Below are 13,571 nucleotides of genomic sequence, written 5' to 3' on the forward strand. Positions count from 1 at the left end.
ATGGTGAAAATGTACCCCTGTTCCGTAAGAACGGGTTCTTCCGGAATGACGGTTCAGAATCGCCCGGAATACTCAAATACTACTTTTAGGACTTGCTTTCCACTGTTTTTGTTACAGAAAACGAAAAATCGCTATGCTACAGCCTTTGTAAGCTATCGCGCAGCGATTTTATTCAATTTGAATTTATAGATACTTCAATAATTGCTCCATGTTCTCACAATGTGGGATAATAATATCTATATCAACCCGGCGGAAACTTACAAATCCTTATATGGCGTATCTTCTATCCCACTCTTTCGTAGTAACTGTAACAAACTATCAAGGCTCTTTCTCCAGACAATTTTGAACAATGAGTAATCACCAAGATACTTCACTAATTTAGGACTTATCAAATAATATGTCTTAATGAATAATCGCCCGAATAAATTCTTGTCGAGGATATTGTCTCTAAAGCGACGCAATGTCCATACCTCTGGACAATCATATGAACCATAGATGCAGGTAGCTATGTAACATCCTTTTTTTGATTCATCTGGTTTAGAGGTTTCTGCTGTGGGCGGGTAAAAATTATCATGATATTTCATCATTATATTTGAAGGAACTATTTCTGGTATTGTAGGGCAACGTCTAAAAATATCTTCTCCCATTTCCTCGATATTGTACCAATTTTCGAACAACACTTTTTTTATATTGCAGCAATCTAAAAACACTGCATCATTAATTTTTGTTACACTCCCAGGTATAGTAATCTCTTCTAGACTAGTGCATTTACCAAATGCTGCTAAGCCGATTTCCTCTACTCCATTAGGTATTATTATGCTTTTCAAATTTGGACAATAATAAAACATGTACTCACCGATTACTCCTAAATTTGATGGAAGTGTAATATGTTCTAATCCGCTGCCATTAAAGCTACCTATTACTTTTACCGAATCGGGAATAACAATTTCTTTAAGATTACTACATTGACAAAAAGCAAAGGCTCCAATTCTCATCACTGAATCAGGTATTATTACCTTCTTTATCTTTTTATTCCCATAAAAGGCTTCGTCTCCGATAGCAGTAATATGTGAAGGTATATTATCTACTATTTCTGATTCGCCAATATAAGCCTTAAGCGTATGCCCTTCAATTTCAAAATCTGACTTCACTTGAGCCGAATTAGAATATATATTGACAACAGAGTTCTCAATATTGTTTGTTATGTTATAATTGTTTATTGCCTTTTCTACAACATATGCAGAATTACAATAGGGGCAGATAGCAGCATCTTTTGACGAATCTACTTCTAATTCTGCTCCGCAGTTCGTACATTTGGCTGGTATAAGTGGCATGGCTTCTCCTCCGTAGTTTGTTGTCGTAACTGTATCGATTTGAACTCACAACACAGATAACTTTTTTCCATATCTCCGCTATTTAATGGCACTGTTATATATTAATTAGTGTTTAATACACATCACCACCTAAAGCTTTCATCATATAACAAATTTATGGCTTCAAACACACTGCCTTCTGCATCGTTACCAGTAACTTCAAAATCTTCATAATCTAATTTTCAACGTCCTTCCACATTTTTATTAGTAATCAGTTTAAATGTAAAAGAATTCCCATCAAACAAACTAGCAGGTCCATATTCATCTAAGGCCGCTAGAATATACCCTAACATTTCATCTGAAATTTTTAACTTACTGACAGCTTTGCTTAAATCGGAAATCACAAAATCAAAATTTCGTGCTTCATAATCAAAAGTCCCCTCCACACACTCTAACTCCTGTAGCTTATTCATTATTTCAGTGAAAGAGTTCTCATTCGTTATATAGATGCTGGCATTTTCAACATAGGGCAACATTTCCTCCCAGGTATCAAGTGCCTCAAATCCAAAAATTATCGGACAGATTGATTTCCAGTTACCATAATATTTATCACCACCTGTATAAAATTCTTTTAGCCTTTTAGCAAGTGAGCGATAAATTGCACCTTGATTAATCTCTGTATTTTCATCAGCATTTGGGTACTTATCTATCCATTCGACATATTCTGCTAAGACATTAATATCTCCATAATAATAAGATTTACCATCCCTAGTGATATCCTTTCTAGCAATGGACAAAGCTTCATCATATGCCTTTTGCACATCAGAAACCATAGCAGCATCCTTACTGTTTGGATCATCATTGTCTGTTTTATCACTATCTTTTAATTCATTATATGTAATCATTTCTTTATATGATTTCCCTGATGCCTCCATTCACATCCACACTCTTTAAGTCGGTATCCTTCTGGGATCTCACGGTGCCGCCCTACTTTCAGACGGACCAGCTCCGGCAGTTTTATATTCTCTATTTAAGATAGAAATTCCAGTTGATAGCTTTACTTACTCTATATCCAATGCCTCAGCAATCATTTCAATAATCATCCTATCACTGGAATCATCAGTATTATCTTTTAAATATTTTGAAATAGCTGTTTTCGTCTTTTCTCCAACTATTCCATCAGCTTTACCACAATCATATCCTTTTTCATTTAAAACATCCTGGACTAATTTCAATATATCGGTTGAAAGTGAAATCGTACTGTTATCATGTAACGTAACTGTCTTGACTCCACTGGAAACAGATGAAGATGGGGTACTTGTTGATGTAACTTCACTTGATGTAATACCAGACGCTGCAGCTGAGGAAGATGCTGTCCCGCCGTAGGGACATACCCCTCCGTCATGTAAATGAGCAGGATGTCCTCCACAATGATAATGATATGATCCCAGACCACTCTTATTTTTATTGTCTTTATGTCCTCCATTGCTGTCTGTTCTTCCGGAATGAGCCTCTGACACAATAGAATAATCTTCTGCCCCCAATGCAACAGGAGCAAACATTAATGTTCCGCTTAAAATACAGATTGATAATCTCTTAGTAATCTTGTTCATAACTCTTTCTCCTTATCCTTTGTGATATTTTACAACTAAGATGATATTTTAGTGTTTGTAATGGTATGATTTTATCATATATACTGATATAAAAATACTCGGAACGTATGTTTAAACTATGCTTCTTTACATTTATCTGCAGGCTTAAAAAAGCAGCAGAAATATAATAATTATTCCCGAATACTCCACAAATAAAAATCTATTTTCTTTATATCTGACACCCATTTATAGTCAGGAAATATTTCATCAAATAATGCCAAACACAACCTTGCATTTTCCTTACATAAAAACTCCTTGTACCATTCTTCAATATCACTATATAATACAATGGCCGCTTTTAATCTTTTTTCAGAATTTCCATCCGGCATTTTCAATCCTAAAAACTTTAATACAAACTGGTCCCATATTGGTTTTTCGGGATAAAGCGTTGCATACATCTTACTGGAAAAAGAGGCTTCTATTCTTCCATTTGTTAAATCATACAGTTCACGAAGAATTTCTTCAAATGTTGTCTCTTGTCCTTTCACTCTTTCGAACAGAATATAGTAATTATTTAGCCAATCGATATTTCTTTGAATTACATAAAATCCATTAAAATTTCTTTGGAATTTTATATCATTGAAACATCTACGTTTTTATATGTATTAAGGATTGTACTATATTTGTCTATCCCAATGCTTGATGCTAATAAGTTCCGCATGACGCCAGTGGGATTTGTTATCTCCTTTATATTTGTCAATTATACAACCTCTCTTCCTGAATAAATACATGTTTTACAAAATCAATATTAAAAATCTCGCACTCTGTGCTTCTACTGTTGATCCATCCTTCAAGATTATTTTTCATAAAATATTAAGGTTAAATTATCATTGATTTTCTTAAGTTTACCCGTTGTACGATATCCCATTTTTTTATATCAAATAGCAATTGCCTTTTTCCTGCAAGATAGTATCTAATTCCCACCCATCTTCACCATGGATTTTTCGCATAATCGGATTGCTGTCTGTGCAATGCCTTTTCTTTGATATTCCGGTAATATAAATAATGGGCTTATCCTTTTATTCATATTTTTTTCGTGAGAATCAATTATGCGAATTGCTCCAACCTTTTTATTATCCATACAGATAAAATAATAATATGTATTTTCCTGTTCCAGGCGTTTTCTAACCCTATTAACCAGCTCCCCTGCCGGACTAGTCTCAAATTTATTATAGCGCAACTCACTTTTTAAGTATTATAACAGTTTCCGCCATTACCCTGCAAGTTTCAAATTGGCATATCTAAAACTTCTCCATTTGTTCTTACTTCTACTTCATATAACTCACTAAAGCTGCCCCAATATTTCCCCAAAGCCTGATTCTCAAATGTGTATGGCTATTCAGCTATAACAAATTGCAATATAGTGATGATTATGATAAAATAAATGTAATTATTCAGCAGGTCTGTGCATTTACTGCACAGACCGTAAGAAAATGATTCAAGGGTGCAAAAATCCCATCGCCGAAGGCGATATTAAATGGATTTTTGCATGTAACTGTGAAAACAGTTACAAATAATAGAAAGAGAGGTATCAATTTAGCATGGATAAAAAATTATTAGATTTTACCATTGAGAAAACAAACGAACTTATTAACGCATTTTCATGCAGCAGTGAAACTAAAGCTGCAGCACAGTCTTGGCTTGATTCCATCGGAACAGAAAACGAAGCCTCTGAGACTCTCCGTTATATCGAAGAACTGGAAGCTGATATTATGCCAATTGATACTTTAATTAGCTTTGCTGAGTCTGATGCCGGCCAGAAGGTATTTGGAAGCAATGCTCCTAATGTGGCTGCACATGCCAAAGAAATTAAAGCTTCCGGAGCCAAATACTGTGATTGTCCAGCCTGCGCTGCTGCTGAAGCCATTCTTGAACATAAATCTGAACTTCTTAAATAATAGAAACGGGGATACGGGCCTTGATTCTCACAATCTAAATTTCGTCCGTGTCCCCCTTTTATTTTATCTTTTTGAACGTCTGTATTCATCATATATCCCCCTCCCTTGCATGAGACAAGACTTATCCGGCAGCCGGAGTAAAGGGAACAAAACTACCTTGTCATTTTGAAATATATTCATACGCTATCTCCCCTTTCATTCATCTGACATATCTGTTAGTATTTTTTCTTCTGGTAGTCCTCCTCCGTTTATTATTTTATATTATAACTTTATATTATTTTCTTTATATTCATTTTTATATTGACTTTAATTTTATTCATGTTATACTTAACTATATTGAATATTATGTGAAAGGGTGATTGAAATTGGAGATTGACAAAATACCACAGTGGATACTGGCACTAGAGCAGGAAGACGCAGCTTTTCTAAAAAATTTTATTTTAAAATCCGGTTCATTAAAAGAAATAGCAAAACTGTATGAAGTTTCATACCCTACTGTCCGGCTGAGACTGGATAAACTTATACAAAAAATAGAAATCAGTGACCAGCAGGAAGACGAGCCATTTCAGGCTTTCATTAAAGGCCTGGCTGTCGATTCTCGTATTGATTTAGAGACTGCAAAAATTATTATTGATAAATACAAAAAAGAAAAGGAGAGATGAGTATGCCAACTATTGTTTCAATAATCATTACTGTCATCATCACACTGTCTATAACAGTCACGCAGAAGTATTTAGGCACAAGGAAGTATTGGCAGTTAGGAGCAGTTATACCCATTATTTCCGCTATTATAATGAGTATATTATTTTATACCATGAATGTTAAACTTACCGCTAAAACTATTGTTCCATGTGTCATTATTCTTGTACTTGAACTTTTTATTTGGCTGGATAGCCGTAAGGGATACAGGCAGAAAGAACTTAATAGGATGAAAGCAAAAGACATCTAGTATATAAGTTCTCAAATTGAGTTTCCTTCAAATAGAGAACTAAAGCACTTCCTCTTTTATTGCCTAAGATACAAACAATAAAATGGATAAGCAAACATACCTGTGCAATGTATCCTTATGACAGCGCCAGACACTAAGCTAAAGAGCCAATAATTATAAGGTCTTTCGACCTCATGAATTATCGGCTCTTTGAAGTTAAGATAATTTTACGGCATATACCATATAAATAAGCTGCTGTTTAATTGTCTCCAAAGTTTTTTACTAACAACCCTCGGTAAATATAACCTTCTGCTATATCTTCTTTTTCCGGCAGCGGTCGCGAATCAACTTTGTAATAGCTGTTAAAAATCCTTTTGTGAATATTTGTAAAATGGACAGGCAGACCAATACAAGAATAAAAACCTGCAGTATTTTGCAGTTGAAAATGGAGGTGGGGTTCAGTCGTATTGCCTGAATTACCGCACTTAGCAATAACATCGCCTCTTTTTACTTTCTGTCCTTTTTTTACTAATATGCTCCCAGGCATCAGATGGCAAAGAGTACTGTACTCATTTGCAGAGTGCTTTATGATAATGCGGTTGCCGCCAATATCTGGTGTATCCGGGTCTGTCTGCTCCCCGTCCATTATACGGCAGTCCGGAAAGCTGTTCTTTACTGTAACAACGATACCATCCGCCGGAGCAAGAATGTCCTTCCCATAACAATAATAGCTGTGCAGATCTTTACTGTCTCCGTGATAACTCCCGCCTTCATCATCCACAATTATAAAATCATAGGCAAAACGCTGCGGCAGAATATCCCAGGAGTGGGACGTGTTTTTTGTTATACCACCATTTATCGTATACCATTCTCCGTCAAACGGCAATGAATACTCTGTTTGGGGAACAAAACCATCAGCACTGTCAATTTCTTTGTCTCTGTATTTTACAGTGGCATAAATCAATCCGGTTACTTGCAATACAATCTGACCTAAAAAACGTATATTCATGTAGATTCCTCTCTATAACTTTCTTGTTCAACCCCCACAGCACTTTCTGCCTCCTCTTTGCTAAGAAAGACCTTAATTCCTATCTGCGCCGATGATATCCTGTGCTGACCAGAACAGTCACCGTAGCTGTCTATGCTGAATACAAACTCTTTCCCCGATTTTTCCACATCTGTCACTTGTCCGGAATATATCCGCCCCTCATCAATATAATAGACAACTTTTCCCTCTTCCATTTCTTCCACCTTCTTCTCTTCGCTTGGCCAAACTACGTGCATCCCATAACTTAGATCCTTGCAGTTGGGCGTGCTGCGCACAATATTGTATATATTCCGTAGGCCACCCCGTCTTCATCGTTCCCGGGAACTATATAATCTGCAGCCTGGAGGCATTTTGGGGATGCATTTGCCACCGCTATCCCTATGCCGGCCTCTCTAAGCATTTCTGCATCATTGTCGCCGTCGCCAAAAGCAGCCAGCTCCTTGGGCAGTATCCCCAGATAATCTGCCAGGAATTTGATTCCCATATGCTTCCCCGAATCTTTATATGATATCTCTATAAGCTGCCGTACAGATGAAGTCATATATATATCCGGAACCTCCCTCTGAATGCGCTCCCAGATGAGATCTTTTACAGGGCCCTCCCGGCACACCACATCCATGCTGTCCAATTCTTCTATATGTTCCAGTATAAACTTTTGAATATCTTCTACTGGTTTTCTGCTTCCCCGGATATAAGACACGGCTTTTGGGGATGCCCCAAAGTGAACAGGATCCGCCACATACCCTGCCTGTGCATATGCCTCGCCGTCCACAAAGACTTCATAAGCCGCTTCCCGGCTCTGTGACTCTGTCCCGGTCACCTCCAGGATCTTCAGTACTGACTGTTTTGTCATCTTATAATGCCTCAGGCGCACACTATCTGAAAGGCGGTAAACAGACGCTCCATTGGAAGTAACTGCATATTCTACTCCCTGTATCCCTGTTATTTGGTCAGGAAGTGAATACAGGGCTCTGCCGCTGGCCACGATTACATGCATCCCTTTTGAAACTGCGTATTCGATTGCCTCTCTATTCCCATCAGATAATCCGCCTTCTGCGTTCAATGTAGTTCTGTCCAGATCCAGAGCTATCGCTTTGATCATTGTTCCCGATCCTCCTTTGATTCCCCCAGCAGTTCTATAGCACCTGCCGCCTGTATATTTCTTTAAATTTTTTCTTACGGTCTGTGCAGTAAATGCACGGACCTGCTGAATAGCTACAAATATTTTAACATACACCCGTAAGGAATACCATGTATATTCATAAATCCTATAAAGTTACTTTTCACTCCGTGACCAGTAACACGCTTCGCAATGCACAGAAACGGCCAAAAGCGCCGTTTCGCGCTGCAGCCCTCAGGATTTTCGTGCAAAATACGCATGAAAACACCCGGCGGGATAACGTCCTGCGAACAGTTGCATTTTTCAGGCAAAAAAATAAGGTATGTACTAGAGCGTGTTTGAAAAATCATTCCCGCGATCTGCACGCCCCACTTTGTGGGAGATTTGCCCCTCATTCAGTCGACGTAGCCCGCTACGCCTCCTTCATTCGGGACAAATCTCCCACAAACTGTGACGCACATCTCACGGAAAGCATTTTTCAAACACGCTCTAAGACATACCTTCAAGCTGTAAACAAATTATTTTTTAGCGCAGGGTGTCCGGGGGAGCAGCCCCCGGACTGGAATCTAAGCGTTTTTATTGTTTATATAATTGATAAGTCCCTCTGCTTTTATGATCTTCTGCATGAACTCCGGGAAAGCCTGGCCTTTGTACTCTGTTTCCTTTGTCCTGTCATATATCATACCGCTGTCAAAATCTATCTCCACCCGGTCTCCTGCATCGATATCTTTTGCCGCTTCCGGACATTCAATGATCGGCAGTCCGATATTGATCGCATTCCTGTAGAAAATTCTGGCAAATGTCTCGGCTATGACACAGCTGACTCCCGCCGCCTTGATTGCAATAGGCGCGTGCTCCCTTGATGAACCGCAGCCAAAATTCTTGTTGGCTACGATGATATCTCCCTTATTTACTTTTTTCACAAATTCTTTATCGATATCTTCCATGCAGTGTGTAGCCAGTTCCGCAGGATCTGACGAGTTCAGATACCTGGCAGGAATTATAACATCTGTATCTACGTTATCTCCGTATTTAAATACTTTTCCGTCTGCTTTCATGAAAGTTCCTCCTATAATCCTAATTCGTCCGGCGCTGATATCTTACCGGTCACTGCGCTGGCTGCTGCTACTGCCGGACTTGCCAGATATACTTCTGAGTCAACATGACCCATACGTCCCACAAAGTTTCTGTTCGTAGTAGATATGCATCTCTCACCGGCGGCCAGAATTCCCATATATCCGCCCAGGCAAGGGCCGCAGGTAGGTGTGCTCACAACAGCTCCCGCCTTGATAAATGTCTGCACAAGCCCCTCTTCGATAGCCTGCAGATAGATCTTCTGGGTCGCGGGTATCACGATACAGCGGATTCCTTTCTTTACATGACGTCCTTCAAGGATCCTGGCAGCTATTCTTAAATCTTCAATACGACCGTTTGTACATGATCCGATAACAGACTGGTCAATCACCACATCCTCTTTAATCTCATCTATTGTCTTTGTATTCTCCGGCAGGTGCGGGAATGCCACCGTTGGCTTTAACTGGCTTAAGTCTATTGTGTATTCTTCCTCATATACAGCGTCTTCATCTGCTTCATAGGTTTTGAAGGGGCGGACAGAATGCTCCTTCATATATGCAACAGTCTGTTCATCAACAGGGAAAATGCCGTTCTTGCCGCCGGCCTCGATCGCCATATTGGCAATTGTAAATCTGTCATCCATAGAAAGGTTCGCTATCCCGTCTCCCACAAATTCCATTGACTTGTAGAGCGCGCCGTCAACACCGATCATTCCGATAATATGAAGGATCACATCTTTTCCGCTGACCCACCTGGACGGTTTTCCTGTCAGGTTGAATTTAATAGCTCCCGGTACCTTAAACCATGCTTTCCCTGTAGCCATTCCAGCTGCCATGTCTGTGCTTCCAACACCTGTGGAAAATGCCCCCAGGGCGCCGTATGTACAAGTATGGGAATCCGCGCCGATCACCACATCGCCAGCTACAACCAGCCCTTTTTCAGGCAGCAGGGCATGCTCTATTCCCATATCCCCCACGTCGAAATAATTTGTTATATCATGTCTGCACGCAAATTCACGCACACATTTACAGTGCTCTGCAGATTTAATATCCTTATTAGGAATAAAGTGGTCCATAACGAGGGCTATTTTTTCCTTGTCAAACACCTTGTCTGTTGTCATTTTATCCATCTCATGGATAGCTACAGGTGATGTAATGTCATTTCCTAATACAAGATCCAGATCCGCCTCTATCAGCTGCCCCGGTTCTACAGATGGAAGATTGGCATGTGCAGCCAGAATCTTCTGTGTCATTGTCATTCCCATTGTCTTACCTCCTGATTTTATCGCTGCACTCATTCTGATGCAGCTTTTTTCTTTTCTGATTGCATTATAACACAGGCCTTGTTATAATTGAAATATATATTATGAATATTTAGTATAATTTAAAGTTATGGAAGGAATTTATATGGATCAGAACCTCTCCCTGTACAAAATTTTTTATACAGTCGCAAGTACCGGAAATATTTCCCATGCCGCCGAAGCCCTGTATATCAGCCAGCCCGCCATCAGCAAATCCATCAGGAAGCTGGAGCAGTCCTTAAATACCACACTGTTTTCAAGGACATCCAGAGGCGTCCGCCTGACTGATGAGGGCGCCCTTTTATTTGACTACGTAAAATCCGCCTTTGATTTTATCGAGGCCGGTGAACAGCAGCTGAAGATGGCGCTTGATCTCGGGATCGGGCATCTCAGGATAGGCGTCAGCACTACGCTGTGCAAATATCTGCTGCTGCCGTATCTCCAGAGATTCATTGGACTGCACCCTCACATCAAGATAGCTATCGAATGCCAGTCCACTAACCAGACCCTCCAGCTTCTGGAAGAACGCAAGATAGATATAGGCCTGATTGGGCGCCCCGAGAGATTTTCACATATCCATTTCCAGCCTTTGACTGAAATAGAGGATATTTTCGTTTCCACCAGAAGCTACCTGGATAATCTCATGCTCAGGCTTCCCGGTTTATCCTGCGCTCAGGAGCATTCCCCTGCTTCCATCCAGGAGATAGCCAAAGCCGGGACTCTGATGCTGCTTGACAAAGAAAACATGACAAGACAGTATATTAATGACTATCTGAAGGAGCACGCCATAGAACCAAACAATCTGATTGAAATATCATCTATGGATCTTCTGATCGATTTTGCTAAAATCAGCCTGGGTATCGCATGCGTGATCAAAAAATTTGTTGAAAAAGAGCTGGATGACGGCAGTCTGATACAGATTCCTCTGCCCTGCCCCATCCACAAAAGGCAGGTTGGTTTCGCATGGCCCGCAGATATCACACCCTCACCCAGCGTAAAAGAGTTTCTTGATTTTCTGGACATGGAGAAGTAATTATAGAAGACAAAAGGATGCTGCACAGATAGCGAGCATCCTCCCATACCAAAATTCTATTTTCCCGCCTGCCCGGTGCCTCACCCTCTGTATATCTGTACTTTAAGCGTTACTGTTCACACGCCAACATTCCGCGAGGTGTTTTCGTGCGTATTTTGCACGAAAATCCCGAGTTTTGCAGCGCGAAACGGCAAATTTTGCCGTTTCTGTGCATCGCGGAGCGTGTTACTGGTCACGGAGTGAACAGTAACCTTTAAGACGCCCCAGCAGCTTTTTCAGAGGCTTCAGCAGAATCAGGACAAGGATAAAATTGCTGACTCCATGGATGACATCAAAGGGTATACCGCTTATCCACCAGGAGATCCCCGCAGCCAAACCTCCTCCTACGGCATAAGGTATCGCACAGAGCGCGCCAAATGCCAGCCCAAAGCCGCCTGATATGACTGCCCATATCCAGACCGACTCTGTCTTGTTAAGCAGGAGGGTGAGCACAGCCAGAAGCGGCCATACATACAGATACATGATCCACCAGATCCCAAATCCGTAGATAAGTCCCTCCAGAACTGCAAATACAGCCAGGATATAAAAAACACGTTTTCCAAAGACCATGGCATATACGATAACTAAAAGGCTTACGACTTCAATATTGGGAAGCGGCCCAAGCGCTACCTGCAGGATCAGAAGCACAGCGGCCAAAAGCCCTATCAGCGTAATGTCTTTTACCTTCATGATCAGTAACCAGTTGTCAGGGTTGCCTCAAAATGATCCCCGTCTGCAACCGGAGTTGTATCAACACCGGTCTCAACCATCGCTCCCCCTTTAGTAAAGCACCACCACTCCTGCTTTGACTCATCCGCTTCGATCCCATTCATAGTTGTGACCCAAAGGCCATAGTCACTCTCATTTCCGCCGACGATACCGGCTTCCTCCATGGCCTGCCGCAGATACTCTGAATCAGTGTGTATCACAAATTCTTCTGATGCTCCGCCGCCGTCCACCACTTCCACAGTGATCGTTTTAGCGCCCTTCTGGGTAGCCGGCCTGTTCAGAAAATATACTGCTGTCACAACGACAATCACCGCGATGAAACAAATCACCGCGATGACAGCTGTCTTTTTACTATTATTTTTCTTAATCACATTATCCATATTTCAGATTAGTTATCCAGAAGCTTATTATTGTTGTTCCAGCTGTAAAGTTTACGAAGCTCTTTACCTACTTCCTCCAACTGATGTCCTGCTTCTTTCTTTCTCATGGCATTGAAGCTCGGGCAGCCTACTTTGTTCTCTAACAGCCAGTTACGTGCGAACACACCGCTCTGGATATCTGTAAGAACCTGCTTCATAGCCTTCTTTGTCTCATCTGTCACGATCTTAGGCCCTGTGATATAATCACCGTATTCTGCTGTGTTGGAGATAGAATATCTCATTCCTGCAAATCCGCTCTCGAAGATCAGATCTACGATCAGTTTCATCTCGTGGATACATTCAAAATATGCGCTTTCCGGTTCATATCCTGCTTCAACAAGAGTCTCAAAACCAGCTTTCATCAGAGCACATACACCGCCGCAGAGAACTGCCTGCTCACCGAAAAGGTCTGTCTCTGTCTCTTCACGGAATGTAGTCTTAAGCACACCTGCTCTTGCTCCGCCGATAGCCAGCGCATATGCAAGCGCCATGTCTTTTGCCTTTCCTGTTGCATCCTGATGCACTGCGATCAGACAGGGAACGCCTTTTCCTTCCTGATACTGGCTTCTTACTGTATGTCCCGGTCCCTTTGGTGCGATCATGGTAACATCCACACCCTTCGGCGGAACGATCTGTCCGAAATGGATAGCAAAACCATGAGCGAACATAAGCATATTGCCCTCTTCCAGGTTTGGCTCGATGGACTGTTTGTACATATCTGCCTGCTTTTCATCATTGATAAGGATCATGATGATATCAGCCTTCTTTGCTGCTTCTGCTGCAGTATATACCTGGAATCCCTGTGCCTCAGCTTTGGCCCAGGATTTGCTGCCTTCATAAAGTCCGATGATCACGTTGCATCCTGATTCTTTAGCATTGAGAGCATGTGCATGTCCCTGGCTTCCGTAGCCGATGATTGCGATAGTCTTGCCTTCCAGTAAAGAAAGGTTACAGTCTTCCTGATAATAAATTTTTGCTGCCATTTTAAATTCCTCCAAATTTTTTATTTGTTAAAGGT

General features: G+C 40.9%; 17 protein-coding genes and 1 pseudogene. 4 read left to right on the forward strand and 14 right to left on the reverse strand.

What is annotated here, in order from left to right; translation table 11 throughout:
• Window positions 1-257: 257 nt before the first annotated feature.
• From NSB28_RS02775 to NSB28_RS25060, 5 genes are all read right to left on the reverse strand, one after another.
• Window positions 258-1,334 (reverse strand): leucine-rich repeat protein, encoded by a 1,077-nt coding sequence (locus tag NSB28_RS02775; protein WP_109624314.1) that lies wholly within the window; start codon window positions 1,332-1,334, stop codon window positions 258-260.
• 221 nt (window positions 1,335-1,555) lie between these two features.
• The gene (locus NSB28_RS02780; RefSeq protein ID WP_109624313.1) at window positions 1,556-2,248 is read right to left on the reverse strand and encodes a hypothetical protein; all 693 of its coding nucleotides are present in this window, start codon (window positions 2,246-2,248) and stop codon (window positions 1,556-1,558) included.
• A 126-nt stretch (window positions 2,249-2,374) separates the two neighbouring features.
• Window positions 2,375-2,875, reverse strand: coding sequence for a YHYH domain-containing protein (locus tag NSB28_RS02785; RefSeq protein ID WP_109624790.1), 501 nt, complete (start codon window positions 2,873-2,875; stop codon window positions 2,375-2,377).
• Window positions 2,876-3,096: 221 nt separating this feature from the next.
• Window positions 3,097-3,453, reverse strand: a complete 357-nt coding sequence (locus NSB28_RS02790; protein ID WP_257497414.1) for a hypothetical protein — start codon at window positions 3,451-3,453, stop codon at window positions 3,097-3,099.
• A 425-nt stretch (window positions 3,454-3,878) separates the two neighbouring features.
• Window positions 3,879-4,145: a GNAT family N-acetyltransferase gene (locus tag NSB28_RS25060; RefSeq protein ID WP_207708120.1), complete on the reverse strand. Its 267-nt coding sequence runs from the start codon at window positions 4,143-4,145 to the stop codon at window positions 3,879-3,881.
• A gap of 361 nt (window positions 4,146-4,506) precedes the next feature.
• On the opposite strand from NSB28_RS25060, the gene NSB28_RS02795 reads away from it, so the two are divergent.
• The 3 genes from NSB28_RS02795 to NSB28_RS02805 all read left to right on the forward strand — a co-directional run bounded on the left by NSB28_RS02795 (window position 4,507) and on the right by NSB28_RS02805 (window position 5,812).
• Window positions 4,507-4,863: a molecular chaperone Hsp90 gene (locus tag NSB28_RS02795; RefSeq protein WP_109624311.1), complete on the forward strand. Its 357-nt coding sequence runs from the start codon at window positions 4,507-4,509 to the stop codon at window positions 4,861-4,863.
• A 365-nt stretch (window positions 4,864-5,228) separates the two neighbouring features.
• Window positions 5,229-5,525, forward strand: coding sequence for a DUF2089 family protein (locus tag NSB28_RS02800; protein ID WP_109624310.1), 297 nt, complete (start codon window positions 5,229-5,231; stop codon window positions 5,523-5,525).
• Between the two features lie 2 nt (window positions 5,526-5,527).
• Window positions 5,528-5,812: a hypothetical protein gene (locus NSB28_RS02805; protein ID WP_109624309.1), complete on the forward strand. Its 285-nt coding sequence runs from the start codon at window positions 5,528-5,530 to the stop codon at window positions 5,810-5,812.
• 238 nt (window positions 5,813-6,050) lie between these two features.
• Here the strand turns inward: NSB28_RS02805 and NSB28_RS02810 are convergent, their stop codons facing one another.
• The 6 genes and pseudogenes from NSB28_RS02810 to leuC all read right to left on the reverse strand — a co-directional run bounded on the left by NSB28_RS02810 (window position 6,051) and on the right by leuC (window position 10,297).
• The gene (locus NSB28_RS02810) at window positions 6,051-6,800 is read right to left on the reverse strand and encodes a M23 family metallopeptidase (RefSeq protein ID WP_109624308.1); all 750 of its coding nucleotides are present in this window, start codon (window positions 6,798-6,800) and stop codon (window positions 6,051-6,053) included.
• On the reverse strand, window positions 6,797-7,042 hold the full coding sequence (locus tag NSB28_RS02815; RefSeq protein WP_330665334.1) for a hypothetical protein: 246 nt from the start codon (window positions 7,040-7,042) through the stop codon (window positions 6,797-6,799). The genes NSB28_RS02810 and NSB28_RS02815 overlap by 4 nt, the downstream gene beginning before the upstream one ends.
• A 41-nt stretch (window positions 7,043-7,083) precedes the next feature.
• Entirely contained in the window at window positions 7,084-7,941 is an 858-nt protein-coding gene (locus tag NSB28_RS02820; RefSeq protein ID WP_109624306.1) for an HAD family hydrolase, read from the reverse strand.
• Window positions 7,942-8,054: 113 nt separating this feature from the next.
• A pseudogene (locus NSB28_RS24960) lies at window positions 8,055-8,420 on the reverse strand (DUF6783 domain-containing protein).
• Between the two features lie 105 nt (window positions 8,421-8,525).
• Window positions 8,526-9,017: a 3-isopropylmalate dehydratase small subunit gene (leuD, locus tag NSB28_RS02825; protein WP_109624304.1), complete on the reverse strand. Its 492-nt coding sequence runs from the start codon at window positions 9,015-9,017 to the stop codon at window positions 8,526-8,528.
• Between the two features lie 11 nt (window positions 9,018-9,028).
• Window positions 9,029-10,297 (reverse strand): 3-isopropylmalate dehydratase large subunit, encoded by a 1,269-nt coding sequence (gene leuC / locus NSB28_RS02830; protein WP_109624303.1) that lies wholly within the window; start codon window positions 10,295-10,297, stop codon window positions 9,029-9,031.
• A 142-nt stretch (window positions 10,298-10,439) separates the two neighbouring features.
• On the opposite strand from leuC, the gene NSB28_RS02835 reads away from it, so the two are divergent.
• Complete coding sequence (locus NSB28_RS02835; protein WP_109624302.1) at window positions 10,440-11,366, forward strand: LysR family transcriptional regulator; 927 nt, start codon at window positions 10,440-10,442, stop codon at window positions 11,364-11,366.
• A gap of 225 nt (window positions 11,367-11,591) precedes the next feature.
• Here NSB28_RS02835 and NSB28_RS02840 read toward each other — a convergent pair whose 3' ends face one another.
• From NSB28_RS02840 to ilvC, 3 genes are read right to left on the reverse strand one after another with little or no spacing between them, the layout of a single operon-like run.
• Window positions 11,592-12,095 carry a hypothetical protein gene (locus tag NSB28_RS02840; RefSeq protein ID WP_109624301.1) on the reverse strand — a complete coding sequence of 168 codons (504 nt, stop codon included), beginning with the start codon at window positions 12,093-12,095 and terminating at the stop codon, window positions 11,592-11,594.
• Between the two features lie 2 nt (window positions 12,096-12,097).
• Window positions 12,098-12,514: a DUF4430 domain-containing protein gene (locus NSB28_RS02845; RefSeq protein ID WP_109624300.1), complete on the reverse strand. Its 417-nt coding sequence runs from the start codon at window positions 12,512-12,514 to the stop codon at window positions 12,098-12,100.
• An 8-nt stretch (window positions 12,515-12,522) separates the two neighbouring features.
• Window positions 12,523-13,536, reverse strand: coding sequence for a ketol-acid reductoisomerase (gene ilvC, locus NSB28_RS02850; RefSeq protein ID WP_109624299.1), 1,014 nt, complete (start codon window positions 13,534-13,536; stop codon window positions 12,523-12,525).
• Window positions 13,537-13,571 lie beyond the last annotated feature (35 nt).

Source organism: Murimonas intestini (assembly GCF_024622195.1).
Lineage (GTDB): Bacteria > Bacillota > Clostridia > Lachnospirales > Lachnospiraceae > Murimonas > Murimonas intestini.

Excerpts from the sequence above, each read along its gene's own strand:
- NSB28_RS02775 (WP_109624314.1), bottom strand. The coding sequence starts at position 1,334 with ATGCCACTTATACCAGCCAAATGTACGAACTGCGGAGCAGAATTAGAA.
- NSB28_RS02780 (WP_109624313.1), bottom strand. The coding sequence starts at position 2,248 with ATGGAGGCATCAGGGAAATCATATAAAGAAATGATTACATATAATGAA.
- NSB28_RS02785 (WP_109624790.1), bottom strand. The coding sequence starts at position 2,875 with ATGTTTGCTCCTGTTGCATTGGGGGCAGAAGATTATTCTATTGTGTCA.
- NSB28_RS02795 (WP_109624311.1), top strand. The coding sequence starts at position 4,507 with ATGGATAAAAAATTATTAGATTTTACCATTGAGAAAACAAACGAACTT.
- NSB28_RS02805 (WP_109624309.1), top strand. The coding sequence starts at position 5,528 with ATGCCAACTATTGTTTCAATAATCATTACTGTCATCATCACACTGTCT.
- NSB28_RS02810 (WP_109624308.1), bottom strand. The coding sequence starts at position 6,800 with ATGAATATACGTTTTTTAGGTCAGATTGTATTGCAAGTAACCGGATTG.
- NSB28_RS02820 (WP_109624306.1), bottom strand. The coding sequence starts at position 7,941 with ATGATCAAAGCGATAGCTCTGGATCTGGACAGAACTACATTGAACGCA.
- leuD (WP_109624304.1), bottom strand. The coding sequence starts at position 9,017 with ATGAAAGCAGACGGAAAAGTATTTAAATACGGAGATAACGTAGATACA.
- leuC (WP_109624303.1), bottom strand. The coding sequence starts at position 10,297 with ATGGGAATGACAATGACACAGAAGATTCTGGCTGCACATGCCAATCTT.
- NSB28_RS02835 (WP_109624302.1), top strand. The coding sequence starts at position 10,440 with ATGGATCAGAACCTCTCCCTGTACAAAATTTTTTATACAGTCGCAAGT.
- NSB28_RS02840 (WP_109624301.1), bottom strand. The coding sequence starts at position 12,095 with ATGAAGGTAAAAGACATTACGCTGATAGGGCTTTTGGCCGCTGTGCTT.
- NSB28_RS02845 (WP_109624300.1), bottom strand. The coding sequence starts at position 12,514 with ATGGATAATGTGATTAAGAAAAATAATAGTAAAAAGACAGCTGTCATC.
- ilvC (WP_109624299.1), bottom strand. The coding sequence starts at position 13,536 with ATGGCAGCAAAAATTTATTATCAGGAAGACTGTAACCTTTCTTTACTG.